Here is a 656-nt window from a genome sequence, read left to right as displayed (position 1 = left end):
TTGTCTTAACCTTTGCTAATTCTCCCTCAGGATTATTAAAGTATCCTCTTCCGCTTGGATTCGCGACTCTTGCTTCTGGAAACCTTGCACTTGTTGGTGGTACACCTCCATCACCGTCAGCTTCTTCAACAGCCATAGCTGCTCTTACAACACCTGCCTTCCAATTTTGGGCTAAATGATCCACAACTTCTTTTGTATAAAATTTACCTCCAACTGTTTGAAATCCACTCCAAAACATGCTGTTTCCTGCTACACTAAAGGGAACTCCATTTTTATTTTCAATTTGATTTCCGTCTACTTGCATCAATCCATTAGCACTAACCACTCCAGATCCACTTGACGGAGGTGTAGGGTTAGTTGGTGGCGTAGTAGGATTAGTAGGTGTAGTAGGATTGGTAGGTGTTGTCGGGTTAGTAGGTGTACCACCAACTAAATCAGGATCATTATCTAAAGTCAAATAGAAAGATTCGATATTAACTGTTCCTGTTCCCGTTGTTCCCCCTAAAGCGATTGCTATATCTTGCGAATCACCTCCAAATTCAATTCCTGGGATACTAACTATTTGATAACTATCCAAGCCACCTGTGTTAGGAATTACTTCTGTAGCTAAAGTTGTCATACCTGCATCACGTTGAAGTACAAACAAATGCCCTGCC

The 656-nt window shown here is 41.5% G+C and carries 1 pseudogene; it reads right to left on the bottom strand.

Going from position 1 to position 656, the window contains the following annotated elements:
• A pseudogene (locus GMC_RS0105635) lies at positions 1 to 656 on the bottom strand (hypothetical protein); the annotation flags it as partial.

It is taken from the genome of Aquimarina agarivorans, from assembly GCF_000218485.1.
GTDB lineage: Bacteria > Bacteroidota > Bacteroidia > Flavobacteriales > Flavobacteriaceae > Aquimarina > Aquimarina agarivorans.
This window is presented reverse-complemented; position numbering and strand designations above follow the sequence as displayed.